Origin of the sequence: Amycolatopsis sp. FU40 (assembly GCF_021903635.1) — a bacterium.
Lineage (GTDB): Bacteria > Actinomycetota > Actinomycetes > Mycobacteriales > Pseudonocardiaceae > Amycolatopsis > Amycolatopsis dendrobii.
In genome coordinates this window covers 1598305-1615142 of record NZ_CP091381.1, presented here as the reverse complement: position 1 = coordinate 1615142, position 16838 = coordinate 1598305, and the positions used below count along the sequence as shown (strand labels likewise).

Annotated in this window: 18 protein-coding genes and 1 pseudogene; 9 read left to right on the top strand and 10 right to left on the bottom strand. The window is 69.9% G+C overall.

Going from position 1 to position 16838, the window contains the following annotated elements; all coding sequences use genetic code 11:
- Positions 1-8: 8 nt before the first annotated feature.
- From L3Q65_RS08495 to L3Q65_RS08480, 4 genes are all read right to left on the bottom strand, one after another.
- Complete coding sequence (locus L3Q65_RS08495) at positions 9-1001, bottom strand: ABC transporter permease (protein WP_182895016.1); 993 nt, start codon at positions 999-1001, stop codon at positions 9-11.
- A gap of 299 nt (positions 1002-1300) precedes the next feature.
- A complete protein-coding gene (locus L3Q65_RS08490) occupies positions 1301-1945 on the bottom strand; it encodes a GntR family transcriptional regulator (RefSeq protein ID WP_182895015.1) in 645 nt (214 codons plus the stop codon).
- Between the two features lie 51 nt (positions 1946-1996).
- Complete coding sequence (locus L3Q65_RS08485) at positions 1997-2905, bottom strand: NAD(P)-dependent oxidoreductase (protein WP_237599265.1); 909 nt, start codon at positions 2903-2905, stop codon at positions 1997-1999.
- 88 nt (positions 2906-2993) lie between these two features.
- Positions 2994-3779, bottom strand: a complete 786-nt coding sequence (locus L3Q65_RS08480; protein ID WP_182895013.1) for an SDR family NAD(P)-dependent oxidoreductase — start codon at positions 3777-3779, stop codon at positions 2994-2996.
- Positions 3780-3880: 101 nt separating this feature from the next.
- Here L3Q65_RS08480 and L3Q65_RS08475 point away from each other — a divergent pair, with 101 nt between their 5' ends.
- Positions 3881-4495 (top strand): TetR/AcrR family transcriptional regulator, encoded by a 615-nt coding sequence (locus L3Q65_RS08475; protein ID WP_237599264.1) that lies wholly within the window; start codon positions 3881-3883, stop codon positions 4493-4495.
- Between the two features lie 30 nt (positions 4496-4525).
- On the opposite strand, the gene L3Q65_RS08470 is transcribed toward L3Q65_RS08475, so the two are convergent.
- A complete protein-coding gene (locus L3Q65_RS08470) occupies positions 4526-4873 on the bottom strand; it encodes a hypothetical protein (protein ID WP_182895011.1) in 348 nt (115 codons plus the stop codon).
- Between the two features lie 253 nt (positions 4874-5126).
- Here L3Q65_RS08470 and L3Q65_RS08465 point away from each other — a divergent pair, with 253 nt between their 5' ends.
- The 3 genes from L3Q65_RS08465 to L3Q65_RS08455 are packed head-to-tail and all read left to right on the top strand — an operon-like array spanning position 5127 to position 7950.
- Positions 5127-5342 (top strand): hypothetical protein, encoded by a 216-nt coding sequence (locus L3Q65_RS08465; protein ID WP_037812989.1) that lies wholly within the window; start codon positions 5127-5129, stop codon positions 5340-5342.
- Positions 5339-6793, top strand: a complete 1455-nt coding sequence (locus L3Q65_RS08460) for a sodium:solute symporter (protein ID WP_237599263.1) — start codon at positions 5339-5341, stop codon at positions 6791-6793. Before L3Q65_RS08465 ends, L3Q65_RS08460 begins: the two co-directional genes overlap by 4 nt.
- Positions 6790-7950, top strand: coding sequence for an amidohydrolase (locus L3Q65_RS08455; RefSeq protein WP_237599262.1), 1161 nt, complete (start codon positions 6790-6792; stop codon positions 7948-7950). Before L3Q65_RS08460 ends, L3Q65_RS08455 begins: the two co-directional genes overlap by 4 nt.
- A 13-nt stretch (positions 7951-7963) precedes the next feature.
- On the opposite strand, the gene L3Q65_RS08450 is transcribed toward L3Q65_RS08455, so the two are convergent.
- On the bottom strand, positions 7964-9430 hold the full coding sequence (locus L3Q65_RS08450) for a chlorohydrolase family protein (protein ID WP_182895008.1): 1467 nt from the start codon (positions 9428-9430) through the stop codon (positions 7964-7966).
- A 137-nt stretch (positions 9431-9567) separates the two neighbouring features.
- Here L3Q65_RS08450 and L3Q65_RS08445 point away from each other — a divergent pair, with 137 nt between their 5' ends.
- The gene (locus L3Q65_RS08445; RefSeq protein ID WP_182895007.1) at positions 9568-10224 is read left to right on the top strand and encodes a GntR family transcriptional regulator; all 657 of its coding nucleotides are present in this window, start codon (positions 9568-9570) and stop codon (positions 10222-10224) included.
- 143 nt (positions 10225-10367) lie between these two features.
- On the opposite strand, the gene L3Q65_RS08440 is transcribed toward L3Q65_RS08445, so the two are convergent.
- Entirely contained in the window at positions 10368-11576 is a 1209-nt protein-coding gene (locus L3Q65_RS08440; protein ID WP_182895006.1) for an amidohydrolase family protein, read from the bottom strand.
- Between L3Q65_RS08440 and L3Q65_RS08435 the strand changes: the two are divergent.
- Positions 11490-12062, top strand: a pseudogene (locus L3Q65_RS08435) (hypothetical protein); the annotation flags it as partial. The gene L3Q65_RS08440 and the pseudogene L3Q65_RS08435 overlap by 87 nt on opposite strands.
- Before the next feature lie 214 nt (positions 12063-12276).
- Here the strand turns inward: L3Q65_RS08435 and L3Q65_RS08430 are convergent.
- Genes L3Q65_RS08430 through L3Q65_RS08420 form a run of 3 tightly spaced genes read right to left on the bottom strand, consistent with a single transcriptional unit; the run spans position 12277 to position 14824 of the window.
- A complete protein-coding gene (locus L3Q65_RS08430) occupies positions 12277-13113 on the bottom strand; it encodes a class II fructose-bisphosphate aldolase (RefSeq protein ID WP_182895005.1) in 837 nt (278 codons plus the stop codon).
- Entirely contained in the window at positions 13110-13997 is an 888-nt protein-coding gene (locus L3Q65_RS08425; RefSeq protein ID WP_237599261.1) for a 1-phosphofructokinase family hexose kinase, read from the bottom strand. The genes L3Q65_RS08430 and L3Q65_RS08425 overlap by 4 nt, the downstream gene beginning before the upstream one ends.
- Positions 13997-14824, bottom strand: coding sequence for an SIS domain-containing protein (locus tag L3Q65_RS08420; protein ID WP_237600865.1), 828 nt, complete (start codon positions 14822-14824; stop codon positions 13997-13999). The genes L3Q65_RS08425 and L3Q65_RS08420 overlap by 1 nt, the downstream gene beginning before the upstream one ends.
- Before the next feature lie 191 nt (positions 14825-15015).
- Between L3Q65_RS08420 and L3Q65_RS47575 the strand changes: the two genes are divergently transcribed.
- The 3 genes from L3Q65_RS47575 (at position 15016) to L3Q65_RS08410 (ending at position 16793) form a co-directional block, all read left to right on the top strand.
- On the top strand, positions 15016-15411 hold the full coding sequence (locus L3Q65_RS47575) for a DeoR family transcriptional regulator (RefSeq protein WP_370648178.1): 396 nt from the start codon (positions 15016-15018) through the stop codon (positions 15409-15411).
- Positions 15351-15533: a hypothetical protein gene (locus tag L3Q65_RS08415; RefSeq protein WP_220508320.1), complete on the top strand. Its 183-nt coding sequence runs from the start codon at positions 15351-15353 to the stop codon at positions 15531-15533. The genes L3Q65_RS47575 and L3Q65_RS08415 overlap by 61 nt, the downstream gene beginning before the upstream one ends.
- Before the next feature lie 78 nt (positions 15534-15611).
- Positions 15612-16793 (top strand): Gfo/Idh/MocA family protein, encoded by a 1182-nt coding sequence (locus L3Q65_RS08410; RefSeq protein ID WP_237599260.1) that lies wholly within the window; start codon positions 15612-15614, stop codon positions 16791-16793.
- The last annotated feature ends 45 nt before the right edge of the window (positions 16794-16838 follow it).

The following is a 16838-nucleotide window of genomic DNA, read 5'->3' as shown; positions in this document are numbered from 1 at the left end:
AGGGAAAATCAGCGGCGGGACGCCTTGGGGTCGAGCGCGTCCCGGACGGCGTCGCCCAGCAGGTTGAAAGCCAGCACGGTGATCGCGAGCGCGCCCGCGGGCACAGCCAGGAACCAGGGGTCGGAGAGATACCAGTTGCCCGCCTGTGCCGCGTTGAGCATCTGGCCCCAGGACGGCGTCGGGTCTTTCACGCCGACGCCGAGGAACGACAGCGCGGCTTCGGAGGTGATGTTGATCGGGATCAGCATGGTCGCGTACACGAGCACGACGCCCAGCACGTTCGGGATGATCTGCTTCAGGATGATCGACCGGCGGCTCGCGCCGAACGCCTTCGCCGCCTCGACGTACTCCTGCTCGCGGATCGAAAGCACCTGGCCGCGCACGACGCGGGCGAGGTAAGCCCAGCCGAAGAAGCCGAGGATGATCACCAGCGACGAGATCGGGATCAGGCTGCCCGAATCGAGCGCGGTGCCGCGCAGCCGGGACTGCAGGATCGGCGTCAGCGACAGCACCAGCAGCAGGTGCGGGAACGCGAGGAACAGGTCCATGATCCGGCTGATGACCATGTCGGTTTTGCCGCCGAAGTAGCCCGCAGCCGCGCCGAGGACGGTGCCCAGCACGACCGAGACGACGGTGGCCAGCAGCGCGATGGTCAGCGAAACCCGTGCGCCGTAAGCCATCCGCGCGAAGATGTCCCGGCCGAGGCCTGGTTCGAGGCCCAGCCAGTGCTCGCTCGACGGGTAGCGGTAGTAGTCCAGCGGCAAGCCGGGCGTGGTGAAGCCGTCGAGGAAGTCCGGGCCGGTGTGCGCGGTGAACGGGTCGGAGCCCTCGATGCCCGTCAGCACCGGGGCGAGGATCGCGAACAGCACGATCAGGCACACCGCGGCCAGCGCCGCCATCGCGATGCGGCTGCGCCGGATCCGCAGCCAGGCCGTGCCCACGAGGGTGCGGCCGGAGCGGACTGTCGCGACCGGGGCGGCGGACGTGTCGACACCTTGCACGGGGGTCTCCTCGTCGAGAGCGAAACGATGGCGTTTGGTATACCAAGTGCTCGCGCAAGATCACAAGAGTGTCTTCGAGGATTGTTGCCGTGCTGTGTGCTCGTTGGCACAGCGCGAAATGGCCGCACGTCGCCGGGCGACGTGCGGCCTACCAAATGATGATGATCAAGCGCCGGCTTCTCGCCCGCCGCGGTTCAGCAGGGTGTCCGAAAAGGACGGCGGACGGGCGGTCTCGAGCGCGTGACTCAGGCCGTGCCCGGCCCCTGGCCGATCCCGCCTCCTTGCCGGGAACTCGGCCGTCAGTCCTCCCCGCGCCCCAGCCCGCGCAGATGCCGCCCGCTCTCCATGTGCTCCATCAGCAGCGCTTCCACGGTGTCCACGTCCCGCCGCGCGATCGCGTCGTACAGCGCCCGATGCTCCCCCGCCACGCGTTCCAGGTCCTCGTGCTGGCCGAGCAGCCACCGCATCCGGCTGCGCAAGGTCAGTTCCAGTTCGTTGAGCAGCTCATTGCCCGCCATCGCCGTGACGGCCTCGTGGAAATCCGCCGCCGCGCGGCGGGCCGTCACCGCGTCCCCGGCAGCGGCGGCGGACGTTTCCTCGTCCAGTGCCGCACGGAGCCGGTCCAGCCCGGCCCGCGAATGGCGGGCCGCCGCGAGCTTGAACGTGAGGACTTCCAGCGCCGCGCGCACTTCCTGCAAGTCGGCGATGTCGCTCGCGGTGAACTCCCGCACCACGGCCCACGTCCGGGGACGCGGCGTGACCAGGCCTTCGGCGACCAGCGTTTTCAGCGCGTCCCGCACCGGGACGCGGCTCACCCCGAGGTCCGCGGCGAGATCCCGTTCGACGAGCTTGCTTCCCGGTGCGCGCGCCCCGTCCAGGATCTCGTCCCGCAGCTGCCGGACCACCCGGTCCGTCTCGGATTCGACGCCCTGTTCCGCTGCCATCGGGCCATTCTCGCACCACCGCCCGGACCGTCCACTGTGGCCGGTGGATGCTCAGCGCGGATTCGTCTTCCGCCACTCCGCGTAATCCGCCACCGCCGCCCGCACGTCGAACTCCGGCGCGAAGCCCGTTTCCTCCCTGAGCCGCGAAATATCCAGATACGGCCCCGTCGCGCCGCCGGGCCGCAGCTGATCCGGCACACCCGGCGCGATCTCCGCGAGCGCCTCGCCGAACTCCCGGTTCGTCACCGGCTGCCCGCTCGAAACGTTGTACGTGTCGTGTTTCAGCGACGGCGCCGTGATCAGCAACGCGATCGCGCGGCCGGCGTCCGGCGCGTAGCAGCAGTCGAAGCCCTCGTCGGCGACCAGCGGACGCGGCGGGTCGCCACGCAGCCCGGCGTTGAGGTAGGACGGGATCGGGAAGAACGGCGATTCCGGGTCCACCAGCGGACCCCACACCGTCCCGATCCGCAGCACCACCGGTTCGACGCCGCTCCCCCGCAGGCTGTGCGTCGTGAGGGGTTCGGCGGCTTTCTTGAACGCCACGATGAGATGCGGCAGATCCGCGGCCGGCAGCGGCAGGTCCTCGTGCCAGCTCGGCTCGTCGCGCCCGAGGTACACGCCGAGGCTGCTCGCCACCGCGAACCGCCGCACCTGCCACGCCCGGGCCGCGTCGAGGGCGTTGGCCAGGCCGGTCAGGTCGGTCCGGAAGAACGCGACCGGGTCGTCGCCGGGGATGCTGCCGGCCAGGTGGACGATCGCGGTGATGTCGTACCGGTCGCCGAGCGCGAGGAACGCCTCCCGGTCGGTGACGTCGAGCGTTTCCACGGCGACCCGGCCCTCCAGGAAGGACGGGAAATCGGTCCGCCGGTGCCCGGTGACGAGGACGTCCTGCCCCAGATCGGCCAGCGCCCGGGCCGTGTGCGCGCCGATCATGCCGAGGCCGCCGGTCACGAGGATCATCGCCGCACCCCGCGCCGGGCAGTCGAAAGCTTGGTCATGCCGCGACGCTACGGCCCGGCCGCCGGTCAGTTCTTGAACAAATCGCGCATCAGAAGTGCGTGCCGCCGTCGATGCGGACCTCGGTGCCGGTGATGAACGCGGCGTCCTCGCTGGCGAGCATCGCGACGACCGACGCGACCGTCTCCGGACCGGCGAACCCCTGGCCCAGCGCGGGAAGCAGCTTGCCGAGCAGGGTAAAGTCGGCGTCCTCGGGGAAGCCGGGGCCGACGCTCTGCTTGCTCTTGCCGCTGCCGTCGGTCATGCCCGAGGAGATCGAACCGGGCTGCACGGCGGTGAAGCGGATGCCGTCCTTCGCGTATTCGGACGCCAGCGCGTGCGTCATCGACTGGATGCCGCCCTTGCTCGCCGCGTACGCCGCCATGTAGGGGTGCGCGAACATCGCCGACGTCGAACTGAAATTCACCACCGCCGGGCCGCTGCCCTCGCGCAGCGCCGGGATCGATTCGCGGATCATCAGGAACGTGCCGACCAGGTTGACGCGCAGCACCTGCTCGAACGCCTCCAGCGGCATCTCGTGGGTGTGCGCCGACCGCAGGATGCCCGCGGCGTTGACGAGCGCGTCCAGCCCGCCGAGCTGCTCGACCGCCGACGCGACCCCGGCCTTCACCGACGCTTCGTCGGCGACGTTCACGACCACGGTGCTCAGCCGGTCCGCCGCGTCGCCGGCCTTCTCGACGGTGTCCGCCAGGCCCGCTTCGCTCACGTCCGCGGCGACGACGCGCCCGCCCTCGGCCAGCATCCGCAGCACCGTCGCCTGCCCGATGCCCGAGCCCGCTCCGGTGACCAGCACCCGGCGTCCTTCGTAACGGTTCATGGTCCGCTCCTTTCGTCTGCCGTCACGGTACGCCTAGGTGGCAGACTGTGCCACTCTGACTGCAACCGCACGATTGACAGTGATCAGGTAGCGTGGCGACGGTGAGCGGAAAGACCCCAACCCTGACCGAACGGCGCAAAGCGGCGACGCAACTCGACATCGCCCGCGCCGCCGCGCGCCTGTTCACCGAGCATGGCGCACAGGGAACGACCGCGGAAGCGATCGCCGCCGCGGCGGGCGTCGCGCCGCGCACCTTCTACCGCTACTTCCGCACCAAAGAGGACGCGGTCGCCCCGCTGCTGGTCGTAGGCGCCGATTCGTGGCGGGAGCACCTCGCGTCGACACCCGAAGGAACGCCGCTGCTGAAGGCAGTCGAGGACGCGATCCACAAGACGATCTCCGCCGCCGACGCCACTACGGAATTCAGCTGGACGCGCGGGCTGCTGCGAGCCGCGAGCGGGGACGATTCGGCGTTGGCGGCGGTGTGGCATCGGGTGAACGGCGAATCCGAGACTCGGCTGCGGCCGGTGTTAGCGCGGCTGACTCCGGAGACGGACGAGGTGACGGTGCATCTGGTGGCGGCCGCGGCGACGGATGCCATTCGGATCTCGCTTGAGCTGTGGGCCGGGACGGAGGAGAAGTCGGCACCGGTCGAGTTGGCGGTCCGGTGTTTTCGCGGGTTGTCGGCTGGGCTCGTGAGCGCCGATCACGGTTAGAACCGGGACCGGCGCTCGCGAGCCAGCCGGTCAGCGGAACTCGTGCACGACCTCGATTTCCCCGACCAGGTGCGCGTTGAATTCCTCCAGCTCCTCGGCGGGGACCCACAGCTCCAGGATCGTCTCGCCGCCCGCCTGCCGCACCGGGTAGCGGGCGAGGAACGCCGTTTCGACGCGGAAGCGGGTCACATACCCGGCGCCGTCGTACCGGACGTTCCAGTCTCGCGCGATCTTCACCGCGTAGTCCTCGTTCAGCACCGGGTAGAAGATCGGCTGATCCGGCAGCCGCGGCGGCCACGCGCGCCAGCCGGACTGACGGACCAGCTCCAGTTCGGCCGGGCCGGCCGGCCGCCACAGCTGCGTCGTCGAGTTGTCCATTGCGCCCCCCTTCGACGACACAAGCTAGCCCCGAACGCGGGTGCCGGCGAAGGGTTTTGCCTCGCCAAACCAGAGTGATCCGGTCTACCAAAGCACTCGTTCCGCCAACAGCGTCCAAATCGGACAAACCGCAAACATCGCCGAACACCCCGGCATCTCGAACGATAGCGACCCCGCATCGTTCCTGAACACGCCCTTGACAACCCGCCACTGGCCGCGCTTATGGTATACCAAACAATGAAGGGTGTGCGCGATGAAGCGTTCCGCAGTGGTGGCCGCGGTGGCCTTCACTCCTTACGTGGCGATGATCGCCGGCCTGCCCTGGTTCAGCGGCGACGGCCGGATCTGGTTCCTGCCCGAGATCGGGTTCTGGATCCTCCTCTGGGTGGCCCTCACGCCCGTGTTCCTCGGCGTCGCCGACCGCATCCGGCGCCCGGGCGCCGCCGAGACCGAGCAGGAGCAGCGATGAACGCGGGAGCCGTCGTCGCGTTGGCCGTGGTGGCGCTGGCGGTGGTCATCGGACTCGCCGCGCGCGGCCGGAAGCAGATGAACCTCGAACAGTGGACGGTCGCCGGCCGGTCCTACGGGACGCTGCTGTTCTGGGTGCTCGCCGCGGGCGAGACCTACTCGACCTTCACCTACCTAGGCGCCTCCGGATTCGCCTACGCCAACGGCGGCGCGGCGTTCTACGTCGCCGGCTACGGCACGTGCGCCTTCGTCCTGTCCTACTTCTTCCTCCCTCCATTGTGGAGGTACGCGAAGAAGCACAACCTCGTCACCCAAGCGGATTTCTTCACCCACCGCTTCCGCAGCCCGTGGTTCGGCGCGCTGACCGCGATCGTCGGCGTGGCGTTCATGATCCCCTACATCGAGGCGCAGCTGCTCGGCCTCGGCCAGATCGTCGAGACGACGACCGGCATCAACCGGGTCACCAGCATGGTGCTCGCGGTCGTGCTGATCGCGGTGTTCGTCTACGCGTCCGGCATGAAGGCCGCCGCGTGGGTTTCGGTGCTCAAGGACATCCTGCTGATCGGCACCGTGCTGGTCGTCGGCATCGCCATTCCCGTGCACTACTTCGGCGGTTTCGGGCATCTCATCGACACTGTCCAGGCCCAGCACCCCGGCTTCCTCGGCGTCCCGGCTCCGGGCAGCCCGCTCGGCGTCCCGTGGATGATGTCGACCCTGCTCGTCACGAGCGCGGCGTTCTTCATGTTCCCGCACGCGCTCGCCGCGATGTACACCGCGAAGTCCGAGCAGACGATCCGCCGCAACGCGATTTACCTTCCGCTGTACCAGATCCTGATCGCGCTGACGCTGTTCGTCGGCTTCGCCGCGGTGCTCGTCGTGCCCGGTTTGAAGGGCAGCGCCACCAACGGCGCGCTGCTTTCGCTGACGCTGAAGACCATGCCGTCGTGGGTGGTCGGTCTCGTCGGCGGCGCGGGCGCGCTGGCCGCGATCGTGCCGATCAGCCTGCTGCTCCTGCAGTCCGCGACGCTGCTGGCCCGCAACGTCTACCAGGGCGTCCTGCGGCCGAAGACCAGCGAACTGGGCGTGTTCCGGCTGTCGCGCGCGCTGGTCGTCGTGGTGACCGCGGTGGCGCTGGTCTTCGCGATCTTCCAGCCCGCCCTGCTGGTGAACCTGCTGCTGACCGGCCAGAACGGCGTCTCCCAGTTCTTCCCGGCGATCGTGCTGGGGCTGGTGTGGCGGCGGCTGACCAAGGCGGGCGCGGCGACCGGGCTCGTGGTCGGCGTGGCGATCGTCGCGTGGACGGTGCTCGCTTCGAAGAACACATTGTGGGGACTCAACCCCGGGCTCCTAGCGATCACCGTCAACGTCGTGCTGACCGTCGGCGTCAGCCTCGCCACCTCCGAGCGGCGCGAGCCGACCGTCCGGGCCGAGGCTGTGGAGGGAGTCGCGTGAACCTGTTGCTGCGCAACGTCCGGCTGGGAGGCGGCGATCCGACGGACGTGCTGGTGCGCGACGGCCGGATCGCCGGGTTCGGGCCCGCCGATGCGGATGTGCCCGTCGAGGACGGCGGCGGCGCGCTGCTGCTGCCCGGCCTCGTCGACGCGCACTGCCACCTCGACAAGACCCTGTGGGGCCTGCCCTGGGTGCCGAACACCTCGGGTTCGACGCTCGCCGACCGGATCTCCAACGAACAGCGCCGCCGCAAGGAATTCGGGCTCCCTTCGCCCGAACCCGCGGCCGCGCTGCTCGACGCGATGATCGCGAACGGCACTTCCTTCGTCCGCGCGCACACCGATGTCGACCCCGAACTGGGGCTGTCCGGCATCGAGGCGGTGCGGGAGGCGGCGGCGCGGCATCGCGGCCGGGTCACCGTCGAGCAGGTCGCCTTCCCCCAGGGCGGCCTGCTCACCCGGCCCGGCACGCTGGAACTGCTGGAGCGCGCCGTGGCGTCCGGCGTCGAGAACGTCGGCGGCATCGACCCGGCGGGCTACGACCGCGATCCGCGCGGGCACCTCGACGCGATCTTCGACATCGCCGCTCGGCACGGCTGCGGGGTCGACCTGCATCTGCACGACGAAGGACCGCTCGGGGCCTGGGAGATCGAGCTCGTCATCGAGCGGACGAAGGCGCTCGGGCTCGCCGGGAAGGTCGCGATCGGGCACGCGTTCGGCATCTGCGGCATCCCGGACGCGCAGCAGGACCGGCTGCTCGAAGGCCTCGCGGAGCAGCGGATCACACTGACCACCGCGGCGGTGTACGACCGGCCGGTGCCGCCGCTGGCCAAAATGCGGGCAGCGGGCGCGAACGCCGCGTGCGGCAACGACGGCATCCGCGACCTGTGGGGCCCCTACGGCGACGGGGACATGCTGACGCGCACCATGCACCTGGCGTACCGCAGCTCGTTCCGGACTGACCCGGAGATCGAACTCGCGCTGCACGCGGCGACGTACGGCGGCGCGAAAGCATTACGGCTCAAGGATTACGGCCTGAAAATTGGCGACCACGCTGATTTCTTCCTCGTAGCCGCACGGTACCCGGCCGAAGCCGTCGTGTCCCATCCTCCGCGACGGCTCGTGGTGAAGGGCGGGGCCATCGTCTCGCGGCGATAGCCCCGCCCGCCGCTTACTCCTGGAACGCCGGGAAGGCCGGAGGGAACAACTCCCCCGCCTCCCGGCGTTCGACGTCCCGCTCCGGATACGCGGCGCGCATCTTCTCGAACAACGCCTGCCCGCGGCGGCGGAGGTCCCGCTCGTCGACGCCGGGAAGGCGCCCGTCCACCAGCACCGGCTGGCCCGCGACGACGGAATGCGTTGCCTGGCGGGCGGTTCCGGAGAGCAGGAACGTGCGGATCGGGTCGTCCCGCACACCGTCGCGGAGGTCGCCGACGCGGAACGCGACGAGGTCCGCCTGTGCGCCCGGCTCCAGCTTGCCGAGGTCGTCGCGGCGGAGCGCTCGGGCACCGCCGAGCGTCGCCGCTTCGACGTACCATTCGGCCGGAGCCGCGTCGGCGCGGTCGTCCATCACCTTCGCCAGATGCACGCCGACGTCCATGCCGCGCACCAGGTCCGGCGGGAAGGAATCCGTGCCCAGACACAGGTTCAGGCCTGCTTCGCGGTAGTCGCGGAACGAGCGCAGGGCGTGGCCGTAGCGGAAAGACGTGAGCGGGCAGTGGATCACCGACGCGCCGGCTGCGGCCAAGGTCGCGACGTCGCCGCGGTCTTCGCCGTAGACATCGGGATGGCGGTCGAGGACCTGGCCGTGCGGGATCAGGAGGCGCTCGCCGAGCAGGCCGGTGCGCTTGAGCATTTCCAGCGGAGTCACGCCGTAGCGGTCGAGGATCAGTTCGCGCTCCAGCACGCCTTGAAGGCAGTGCAGCCGCACCAGGACGTCGCGCTCGCGCGCTGCGTCGGCGGTGGCGCGCATGAGGTCTTCGGTGAGGGTCTCGATGCGGCATGGCAGCAGAACACCGTTGACGAGCGGGTCGTCTAGTTCCTTTGCGTGGTCCAGGAACCGCAACGCGTCGGCTAACCCGTCCTCGCCGCGGGGTTCGTCGAAGGCGACCGTGCGGGCACCGTCCGCAGTGGCCACGTTGACGCCGGATCGGTAAGCCGGGCCTAGATATCCGCGCAGCCCGAGGTTCCGCGAGAAGTCCGCCATCGCGACGAGTTCCTCGTACGGCTCGGCCCACGACGAATGGACTTCCGACGCGATCGGCATGAACGTCGTGATTCCGTGCAGCGCCAGCTGGACGAGCGCGTACTCGCGAATGGTCTGCCGTTCTTCCGGGGTGAAGACGTCGCGGCGGCGGTGCGCGAAGTAGTCCTCGGACCACTGGAGACCGGCCGCGCGGTCCGCCGCCGCCCAGGAATCGAGGACGAGATGGTCCACGTCGGTCAGCGCGTCGAGGTCGATCAGGCCCGGGAGGACGAGCGATTCGCCGAGGTCGACGTCCACGTCCGTCGTTCCGGCATACCGCGGGCCGACGTAGGCGACGACGTCGTCTTCCCAGACGACCTCGCCGTTTTCCAGCAGGGCGTGCCGCCCGTTCTGATGGGCCAGCACATGGCGGGCACGCCAGCGAGTGCGCATCGGATTCCTTCCGCTCGGGGATTTAGGTATACCAAACGGCGGAACCTGGCGGCCAGACCTTGCCGGGGGCGGGTTTTTCCGGGAACCTGGGAGGAGGTTCGCCGATACTGTCGGTGACAGCGGCGGGAGGGGATCGGATGGAGCCGGGTTTCGCGTCGGAGTCCGAGCGCGTCACGGAACGGCTGCGGAACGAGATCCTCGACGGCACGCGGGCTCCCGGCAGCAAGCTGGTCGAACGGGATCTGGCCGCGGAGATGGGCGTGAGCCGGGTGCCGGTGCGGGACGCGTTGCGCGCGCTGGGAAACGAGGGCCTGGTGACGCCGCGGCCGCGGTCGTGGTCGGTGGTGCGGGAGTTCACCGCGTCGGACGTCGCGGACCTCAACGAGGTGCGCACGGCCTTCGAGGGCCTCACTTTCCGGCTCGCCGCGCAACGCCGCACGCGCGAAGGCCTGGCGCGGCTGCGGGAGGTGCTCGACACGGAACTGCGCGCCGCCCGCGCCGGCGACGCGGTGTCCGCACGCCGGGCAGCCGCGGATTTCCACGAGGTCGTCACGTCGCTGTCGGCGAACGAATTGCTCGGCGAACTGGAACGGACGTTGCGCAGCCGCATGCGATGGCTGCTCGGCCAGCACGACGACCTGGAAGCGATGGCGGCCGAGCACGAACTCTTGTACGAGGCGATCGTGGACCGGGATGTCGAGCGCGTGGAACGGCTGGTGCTGGCCCATCTCGCGACCGGCACGAGCGAGGCGGCGCGGCGGCATCCGGCGGAGGAATCCGCTTCGGCCGGGTGAACCGCGAGCGCGGAGCTTCCCCAGCCTGCCTCGCGGCCGGGCCGGCCCCGGTGCGCCCCCGCTCCCGCTGACGTCTGCGAGGGGAACTCTGATTCCGGCAGGGTTCCCCGCACAGACGCTCGCGCCCGCCGGGCTTCGCCCCGTCAGAGGTCGACGACCGCCAGCCCGTCCGCCACCACGACGCCGTCGTGCAGCACCGTGCGGTCCTTGCCGCGGTCCATCACCGCGCTGGTCGGCGTCTCGCCGTCCACCAGCACCAGGTCCGCCCGGTCGCCGGCGGCCACGCCGGGCCGGTCGGCGATTCCCGCCAGCCGGGGCACGTCGTGGCTCATGATCGACGCGCCGCCCGTCGTCGCGATCGCGAGCGCCATCTCGATCAGCTCGTCGCGCCGGAACCCGTGCGTGAAGGCCAGCTGCCACGTCCGGTCGAGCAGATCGCAGTTGCCGTACGGGCTCCAGTAGTCCCGCTGCCCGTCCTCCCCCAGCCCGACGCGCACGCCCGCGGTCGTCAGCTCCGCCAGCGACAACTGCCGGTCGACGGACGGCGCGACCGTCGCCATCGCGATGTCCAGCTCCGCGAACGTGTCGATCAGCCGTCGGCTCACCGCCTCCGAGACCGAGCCCAGCTCGTACGCGTGCGACATGGTCACCTTGCCGCGCATGTCCAGCGCGCGGACCCGCTCGATCACCAGGTCCGTCGAAAACACCCCGAGATGGCCCGGCTCGTGCAGATGGATGTCGACCTCGACGCCGTACTTCTCGGCCAGCCCGAACACGACGTCCAAGTGCCCCTTGGGATCCTTGTCGAGCGAACACGGATCGATCCCGCCGACCACCGACGCACCCGAACGCAGCGCGGCCTCCAGCACGTCCGCCGTGCCCGGCTCGCGCAGGATCCCCGCCTGCGGGAACGCCATCACCTCGACGTCCGCGTGCGCGGCGAAGCGCTCCTTGGCCGCGAGCACCGCGTCGAGCTTCTCGAGCCGGCAGTCCACGTCGACCTGCGCGTAGGTGCGCACGCGAGTGGTGCCGTTCGCGATCATCCGCTCCAACGTGCCCGCGACGCGTTCCGGCAGCGGGACCTCGGCGTTCCGCCAGTTCTCGCGGTCGTTCAGCATCATCGCCCAGACGCCGGGAGCTCCCGTGTGCGGCCGGAACGGCAGGCCGATGCGCGTCGAGTCGAGGTGAACGTGCACGTCGCTGAAGGAGGGGAACAGCAGCCGCCCGCGCCCCTCGACCACGTCCCCGCCGGACGCCGCCGGATCATGCGGCCGGACCGCGGCGATCCGGTCGCCTGCCACCTCGACGTCGCTGCGCTGACCGCCCCAGGGACGGACGTCACGGATCAACACGGAGAGCACCTTTCTCGACGGGAGCACTTTGGTATACCAAGAGTACCCGACCCGGTCGTGCCGCGTTCTCCGCCCAAGCTCGTCGGCGAAGCCCGCGGCCGGAGGAACGATGACCGGGAAATCGCCTGTGGACGACCGGGCGCGCTGGCCTTCGTGCGCGGAACGAGCGCCGCCGAGGTGTTTCGCGCCTTCGGCATCGATCCGGACTCGGCGCGGACCATGACCACGGAGCAAGCACTGGCCGACCCTGTGCTGCGGACGGCCACGTTCGACGAAAGGCCGCGATGGATTCGCGTCGCCGAGTCCGGCGAATGGACCGTCGTGGTGGAGTACTCGCAGCAGAAGAGCTATCTCGACGGCATCTCGAACCGCCTGGCCGAGAACACCGAGGTCGTCCTCATCGCAGCCAACCCATTCGACCCCGCCGCTGTCTCCTGTCTCTCGCCCGGCGAGTTCGTCTTCGCGTTCAAGTGCGGCGCGCCCTACGACTCCCGGGCCGGGACTCGCCCCCACATGTTCGACGACGAGATGTTCGACGCCGGGCTCATCGACTTCCCTTCACGCGTGTCGATCGCCGACGCGTCGACCGCGATGATGGCGGTCCTCAGCGGGCGCCTCGGATTCAGCCTGTCTCCGGAAACCGTCACCGGACCGCTCCCCACCGCCGGTCGCATGCACCAGTACCGGCCGCCGTACCCGCTCAACCGGCGAGCAAACGCAGAAGCCGAGCAGTCTCCGACGCCACCGCGCTCCTCCCCAGCCGGACGTACTTCCGCGGATCCACCGCGTCCGGCCGCTCCTCCAGGAACCGCCGAACCGACCGCGTGAACAGGCCATTGAGATGCGTTGAGATATTGACCTTCGCCATCCCGCTCGCCACCGCCCCGCGCAGTTCTTCGTCCGACAGTCCTGACGAGCCGTGCAATACCAGCGGGACCGGGACCGCGTCTCGCAACCGGGTCACCAGCGCACGGTCCACCTGGGCCGTCCGTTCCACCATCGCGTGAGATGTCCCGACTGCCACCGCCAGGGCGTCCACGCCGGTCGCGGCCACGAAGTCGGCCGCTTCGGCCGGGTCGGTGCGGGCACCGGGCGCGTGCACGCCGTCCTTTCCGCCCACCTCGCCCAGTTCCGCTTCCACCGCTACACCCGCGTCGTGACAGAGCGAGGCGATCTCCCGGGTCGTGCGCAGGTTTTCCGCGTACGGCAAGCGCGATCCGTCGTACATCACGCTGTCCACGCCCAATGCGATGCCCTCCCGGATCAGCTCCGGGTCTTCGATGTGGTCCAGGTGCACCAGCACGCCGACCGACGCGCGGCGGGCGATTTCCCGGGACGCCACGGTGATCGGGGCCAATCCGCCGTGGTAGCGGACGCAGTTTTCGCTGATCTGCAGCACCACCGGCAATCCGGCCTGTTCCGCACCCTCGGCGATGGCCTCGGCGTGTTCCAGCATGATCACATTGAACGCGCCCACGGCGGAACCGCGCTCGCGGGCGGCGGCCAGCAGCCGGGGCAGTTCGGGACGGGTGATCATGCGGGGGCTCCGTTCAGGAATCGGCGATAGGCGGGGAGATCGACTTCTCCGGCGACCGGGCGGAGGACGGCTGCGGCGCCCAGTGCGGCGGCGGTGCGCAGGGCTTCGATCAGGGGGCGACCGGCGGCGAGGGCGACGGCCAGTCCGGCGGTCGCGGCATCCCCGGCTCCGGTCGGGTTGCCATGGACGTCGGGGATGGCGGGGACAATCCGAACGCCGCCCTGGCCATAGGCGGCGATGCCGTCGGCTCCGCGCGAAACGACGACCAACTGCGCGCCCAGCCGGAGAAGTGCCGCAGCGCCAGCCGCTTCGTCAGCTGCGGAGGTCGCGGCGAGCAGTTCGGCTCGATTCGGCTTCACCAGCGCACCGGCGCGGGCCGCGGCCAGCAACGCGAGGCCGGAGGCGTCGACCAGCGTCCGCACTCCGGCTTCCCGGGCGATACGGGTCCAGGCGGAGACCAGGTCCGGGGAGGCACCACGCGGCAGGGAACCGGAAACCACCAGCAGGTCCGCCCCGGGCAGGCAGTGGGCCAGGCGAGAACCGAAAGCTGTCCATTCCTCTTCGGACACTTCCGGGCCGGGTTCCGCGTAAACCGTCGGATGGCCGTCCCCGGTAACCGTTACGGTGGTTCGGTTTTCGCCGGAGATCGGGACTGCCTCGAAGGGCACGTCCAGTTCAGCCCCGAGCCACCGGCCCGCCTCGCCGCCCAACGGGAGAAGGGCCTGGACCGGGGCCTCCACGGCAGCGAGCACCCGGGCGACGTTCACGCCCTTGCCGCCCGGCCGTCGCTGCACCTCCAGCACCCGGTTCGTGTCCCCGGGCGCGTGGGCGCCGATCCGGTAGGTGACGTCGATGGCCGGGTTCGGCGTCAGGGTGAGGATCATCAGGCGAGGATCACCGAGCGCGTCAGCGAGCGCGGGCGGTCGGGATCCAGGCCGCGCCGGGCGGCCAGCGCGACGGCGAAGCGTTGCGCCACCACGAGTGCGGCGAGCGGATCCAGGTCGTGGTGCACGAAACGCGCGCCGGTGCGGGCGACGTCGTCCGCGAGTCCGGCGGGGGCCGGGCCCAGCGACCAGACGAGACGGCCCGGCTGGGCGATCGCGATCGGGCCGTGGCGGTAGTCCATGGCGGGATAGGACTCAGCCCAGAACTGTGCGGCTTCGCGGGTCTTCAGTGCGGCCTCGCAAGCCAAGCCGACTGCGGGGCCGCGGCCGATGAAGGTGACCTGTTCAGCGTCGAGCAGGTCGTCGATCGGTTGCGTCAGCGCTTCGGTGCAGGCGGACGCGAGTTGGTCGATGTCGTCGCCCAGACCGGCGCGCAGCAGGGCGAGCGCGGTGGTGGCAAAGCGGGTCTGCACGACGGATTGTTCGTCGGCGAAGGAAAGTTCGACGACCTCGTCCGCGTGGGCGGCGGCGGGACTCTCGCCGACCGCGGTGATCAGCACGGTGCGCTGTGCGGGCATGGCGGCGAGCAGGTCGATGATCTCGGTCGTGGTGCCGGAGCGGGAAATCGCCACGACGCGGTCGTATTCGCGCGAAGCCGGGTATTCGGAGCCGGCGAAGGCGTCGGTGACCCCGTGGCCGCGTTGTTCGCGGGCGACGGCGTAGCTCATCGCGATGAACCAGCTGGTGCCGCAGCCGACTACGGCCACTCGTTCGCCCGGCTGAGGCAGCGCGGCCGACGGGGCCAGCGCGGCCGCCGCGCGCCACATTTCGGGCTGGGAAGCCAGTTCGGCGGCCGCGAAGGAGCCGGAGGCATCCGGAAGGGAGGACACGGGATGGAGGCCTTTCGATCCAGGACGGGCGAGATGATCGCAGCCGTCATCATACTTGAGTGTTTTTGATTGACCTATGCGTTATAGCGCAGATTCGATCATAAAGTCGAGTGAGCCTGGCCTCTAGGATGAGCACCGCCCCGCCTCCGACCAGGAAACGAGAGACCGGCATGACGCCCCGGCAACGCCTGAACGCCCTGCTCGAATCGGCGAGCGAACGGGGCAGCGTCACGATCGCGGAGATCGGCGGGGCACCCGGCATCTCCCCCGCGACCGCGCGACGGGACCTCCCGACCCTCGCCGACCAGCGGCTGATCACCCGCATCCGCAGCGGGGCCGTCGCGCTGGACACCGGCTGCGAGCCGCCGCCGCAGTACAGATCGCCCGGCAGGCCGAGGCGGCGATCGCCGCCCGCACGCCGGCGAAGAGCGAGCGGTTCATCCGCAGCGACGACGAAACCGGGGTGGCCGCGGCCGACATCGCCTACGAGCTGTCCGCCCGCGCGCGGGTCACAAGCGTCGTGACCGGCAGCAGTCCTGCGAAACGGCCGGCTCGGCAGCGCCGTCGGCGGGCGCGCCGGACGCGGTCGTCCTCGTTCGCCGCCGACCTCGCGGCGGCCTCCGCGGAGCCGGTCGTCGCGAGCTAAGCAGGCCCGCAACCGTTGCGTATTTATGATTGTTTTGCCATCATGCAGATCAATATCACGCAGAGGTGAGGTGGCGACGTGGTGAACCCCGGGGTGTTGCGAGTCGGCGTGGTCGGGGTCGGCCTGCGGGCCGAGATCGCCCGGCACGTGGCGGAATCCGGCGTCGCGGCGGAGCTCGTGGCCGCTTCGGACCCCGACGAGCGCGGCCGGGCGCGAGCGCGCGAGATGTTCGGCGACCTCGAGATCGTTGCCGGGCATCAAGAACTCGCGAACCTGGTCGACGCCGCGATCGTGACTTCCCCGGACTGGACGCATGCCGAGATCGCCGTCGACCTGCTTCGCGCCGGAGTCGCGGTGTACCTCGAAAAGCCGCTCGCCACAACACTTCCTGACGCGGACGCCGTCCTCGCCGCCGCCCAGGAAACCGGCGCCAAGCTCTACATCGGACACAACTTCCGGCACTCAGCCGTCGTCCGCACGCTCCGCGACGTCGTGACGCGCGGCGAGATCGGCGAAGTGAAAACCGTGTGGTGCCGCCATTTCGTCGGCAACGGCGGCGACTACTACTTCAAGGACTGGCACGCCGACCGCAGCCGCGTGAATTCCTTGCTGCTGCAGAAAGCCAGTCACGACCTCGACGTCATCCACTACCTCGCCGGAGGTTTCACCCGCCGCGTCACCGCGATGGGCGACCTGGCCGTCTACGGCAAGATCACCGACCGAGGCGGACAGGGCGACCGCCTCGCCGACGACTGGTTTTCCTTCGGCAACTGGCCTCCCGCCGCCCAAACCGGCCTCAACCCGGTCGTCGACGTCGAAGACCTCTCGATGGTCCACCTGCGACTCGACAACGGCGTCCTCGCCAGCTACGAACAATGCCACTTCACGCCCGACTACTGGCGCAATTACACCGTGATCGGCACCGAAGGCCGCGCCGAGAACTTCGGCGACACCGGCGGCGGCGTGGTGAAAGTATGGAACCGCCGCCGCAATTGGGCCCGAGACGGCGACCGCGAGTACCCGATCGACGGTGTCGCATCAGGACACGAGGACGCGGATCTCCTCACCATGAAAGAATTCCTGCGCTACGCAGTGCACGGCGACCCGCCGGAACTGTCGCCGATCGCCGCCCGCGAAGCCGTGGCGGCGGGCGCACTCGCCACTGAATCCCTGCGTTCCGGCTCCGTGCCGATCGACGTCCCTCCCCTGCCCGAAAAGGTAGCCGCCCACTTCTGCCCGCCGGAAGGAAACCGCAGATGACCTCTCCCTCCCCCTGTCCCCGCTAGCGCAAGGGAAGGAAAACGA